3 protein-coding genes are annotated in these 3,690 nt (G+C 66.9%); all 3 read left to right on the top strand.

Features of this window, described 5'->3' with window-relative positions:
• Positions 1 to 1,248: bifunctional 2-methylcitrate dehydratase/aconitate hydratase (locus ACE039_RS20790; protein WP_485823235.1), on the top strand; the 1,248-nt coding region annotated here is incomplete at its 5' end.
• Positions 1,249 to 1,323: 75 nt separating this feature from the next.
• Positions 1,324 to 1,752, top strand: coding sequence for a CopD family protein (locus ACE039_RS20795; RefSeq protein ID WP_175216749.1), 429 nt, complete (start codon positions 1,324 to 1,326; stop codon positions 1,750 to 1,752).
• A gap of 547 nt (positions 1,753 to 2,299) precedes the next feature.
• Positions 2,300 to 3,673 carry a THUMP domain-containing class I SAM-dependent RNA methyltransferase gene (locus ACE039_RS20800; RefSeq protein WP_485823345.1) on the top strand — a complete coding sequence of 458 codons (1,374 nt, stop codon included), beginning with the start codon at positions 2,300 to 2,302 and terminating at the stop codon, positions 3,671 to 3,673.
• Positions 3,674 to 3,690: the final 17 nt, after the last annotated feature.

Raw genomic sequence — 3,690 nt, forward strand, 5'->3', positions numbered from 1 at the left:
GTGGTGCCTCACGGCGCCAAGGTGCCCGGCACGTCGTTCCAGCTGGACCCGGTGCAGGCCGCGTTCAACATCGGCACGATCATCCGCTGGCTGGATTTCAACGACACGTGGCTGGCCGCCGAATGGGGCCACCCGTCGGATAATCTGGGCGGCATCCTGGCCACCGCCGACTGGCTGTCCCGCACCGCGGTCGCCGCCGGCAAGCCGCCCCTGACCATGCGCGACGTCCTGACGGGCATGATCAAGGCGCATGAGATCCAGGGCTGCATCGCGCTGGAAAACTCCTTCAACCGCGTCGGGCTTGACCACGTCGTACTGGTCAAGGTGGCGTCCACCGCCGTCGTGGCGCAGATGCTGGGACTGGACCGCGATGAAGTGATCAACGCCGTGTCGCTGGCCTGGGTCGACGGCCAAAGCCTGCGCACCTACCGCCACGCGCCCAATACCGGCAGCCGCAAAAGCTGGGCCGCCGGCGACGCCACCAGCCGCGCCGTGCGCCTGGCGCTGATCGCCAAAACCGGCGAAATGGGCTATCCGTCGGTGCTGACCGCCAAGACCTGGGGCTTTTACGATGTGCTCTTCAAGGGGCAGCCGTTCAGGTTCCAACGGCCTTATGGCAGCTACGTGATGGAGAACGTGCTGTTCAAGATCTCGTTTCCTGCCGAATTCCATTCGCAGACCGCCGTGGAATGCGCCATGCAGATCCACGACCGCCTGCGCGCCGAAGGCAAGCGCGCGGAAGACATCAAGGCCATCACGATCCGCACGCACGAGGCCTGCATCCGCATCATCGACAAGAAAGGCCCGCTGAACAATCCCGCCGACCGCGACCACTGCATCCAGTACATGGTGGCGGTGCCCGTGCTGTTCGGCCGCCTGACGGCCGCCGACTACGAAGACGACATCGCCCGCGATCCGCGCATCGACGCGTTGCGCGACAAGATCGTCTGCGTGGAGGATCCGGCCTATACCCGCGACTACCACGATCCCGACAAGCGCTCGATCGCCAACGCGCTGACGGTCGAGTTCACCGACGGCTCGCGGTTTGAAGAGATCGTCTGCGAATACCCCATCGGCCACAAGCGCCGCCGGCAAGACGGCATTCCGCTCCTGGAAGCCAAGTTCCGGACCAACCTGGCGCGCATGTTCCCGGCCCGGCAGCAGCGCCGCATCCTGGATGTATCGTTGGACCAGCAGGCGCTGGAGGCCATGCCGGTACACGAATACGTGGACCTGTACGTCATCTGAGTTCACGCGCCGGCCCACGGAAAGCTCGCCGCGGCGCCGGCCTTACAATGCGGCTTTCCTCAATCGGATCGCGCCATGGCCATGCTCTGGGTCAAGACCTTCCATATTGTCTTTATCGCTTCCTGGTTTGCCGGATTGTTCTACCTGCCGCGCATTTTCGTGAACCTGGCGCAGCAGACGGACGCCTCCGTACAGGCCACGCTGCTGGGCATGGCGCGCCGGCTGTACCGCTTCACCACCATCCTTGCCGTGGTCGCCATCGTGTTCGGCATGTGGCTGTACCTGGGCTATCGCATCGGCGTGGGCCCCGGCAATGGCTGGATGCACGCCAAACTCTTTTTCGTCCTGCTCGTCATCGGCTACCATCACGCCTGTGGCTTGATGCTGCGTAAATTCGAACAGGGCAAAAATACCCGTTCGCACAAGTTCTATCGCTGGTTCAACGAAGTTCCCGTCTTGCTGCTCTTGGTGGTGGTGGCGCTGGTCGTCGTCAAACCCTTCTGATTCCCCCTACCTTTGCACATTCGCCAGGATTCGTATGTCCTCTGATGAACACGACCGTCCGCGCAAGACGCTGACGATCAAGAAAACGGCGCGCGACGCCCACGCCGAAGAAGCGCCCAAGCGCACCCGCACGGGCGCCCGCGCCCGGCTGGTTGCCCAGATCGAGCGCACCCGCGAAAACGTCGAACGCCAGAAAGACCCTGAAGGCTACCAGCGCCGCCAGGAAGAAGAGGCGCGCTACGCTCGCAAACCGGCCGCGGGCGGCCGCGGCGCCGCTCCCCGCGGGCAGGCGCCGCGCGGCGGCCAGTCCGAGCGCGGTCAATATGATCGCGGCGCGCCTGGCCGAGGTTCGTCTGAGCGCAGCGCCCCTAGCCGGAGCTCGTCTGAGCGCGGCGCATCCAGCCGCGGCTCGTCTGATCGCGCACCGTCCGATCGCACGTCTTCTGGCCGCGCCCCCGCGGCCCGCAGCCGTTCCGACGACACGCGCCGCGACGCCGGCGCAAGCGCCAGTTCGCGCCCGCCGCGTCCGCAGCAGCGCGCGCCGCGCCTGCGCGACGACCAATACATCGCCCCCGCCACGCCGGCGGGACGCTTCTACGATCCGTTTGAAGACGACGGTCCCGCGCCGGAGTACGCCGCCGAGACCGACCACGGACACGTGCCGGATCAAGGCCAGGACGCCCAGCCGGACTTCGCCGAAGCACGCGACGATTCCCGCGACCGCGCCCCGACGGTCGAGACCCGCAGCCGCCGCCCGCGCGAACCTCGCCAGGCGGAAGTGTTCACGATATTCGCCCCCTGCCCGCAAGGCCTGGAAGAGGCCCTGACGGCGGAAATGCAGGCGCTGGGCTACGAAGACGCCAAGGCGGGCCGCGCCGGCTGCTCGTTCACGGCCGATTGGGCCGGCGTGCAGCGCGCCAACCTGTATTCGCGTCTGGCCACCCGCATCCTGGTGCAGGTCGCGCACGCCGAGATCTCGCACGAAGACGACATCCTGGACCTGGCCCGCGACACCCCCTGGGAACGCTGGTTCGGCGCCGAGCAGACGCTGCGCGTGGACACCTCGGCCATCAAGAGCCCGGTGCAAAGCCTGCAGTACTGCAATCTGCGCGCCAAGGACGGCATTTGCGACCGCCTGCGCGAACTGGAAGGCGAACGCCCCAGCATCGACACGGTGCGACCGGATGCACGCGTCCACCTGTTCCTGACGGGCCACACCGCCACCCTGTACCTGGACACTTCGGGCGAATCACTGTTCAAGCGCGGTTGGCGCCTGGACAAGGGCGAAGCCCCGATGCGTGAAAACCTGGCGGCCGGCATGCTGGCCCTGGCGGGCTGGGACCCGGCGGCCCCGTTGCTCGACCCGTTCTGCGGGTCGGGCACCATCCTGATCGAAGCCGCCTGGATCGCGTTGGGCGTGCCCCCGGGCATTTCGCGCCCGTTCGGCTTCGAACGCCTGCGCGACCATGACGCCTATCGCTGGCGCGACCTGAAGGACGATGCCCGCTCGCGCATCCTGCCGCAGCTGGAGGCGCCCCTGGTTGGTTACGACCTGGACCCGCAAGCCATTGAATTCGCCCAGAACAACGCCGAACGCGCCTGGCTGACGGCCGATTCCATCCGCTTTGAAATCGGCGATGCCCGCGAGATCGCGGCGCCCGCCGACCACGGCTGGATCGTCACCAACCCGCCTTATGGCGAGCGCATGCTGACCGAGCCGGACGCGGACCTGTGGCGCGATTGGGCCAGTTGCCTGAAGCGCAATTTCGCCGGCTGGCAATTGCATGTCATCACCAGCGACCTGACGCTGCCCAACCAGATGCGCTTGAAGCCCAAGCGCCGCGTGCCGCTGCATAACGGCGCGCTGGACTGCCGCCTGTTCGGCTTCGAACTGGTCGCTGCGGGCTACCGCGACGCTTGATCGCGCGACGCCCCCGG

The organism is Achromobacter maghribensis, from assembly GCF_057334215.1.

What these genes read in the sequence shown, in the direction of transcription:
- ACE039_RS20795 (WP_175216749.1), top strand. Translation starts at nt 1,324, where the DNA reads ATGGCCATGCTCTGGGTCAAGACCTTCCATATTGTCTTTATCGCTTCC.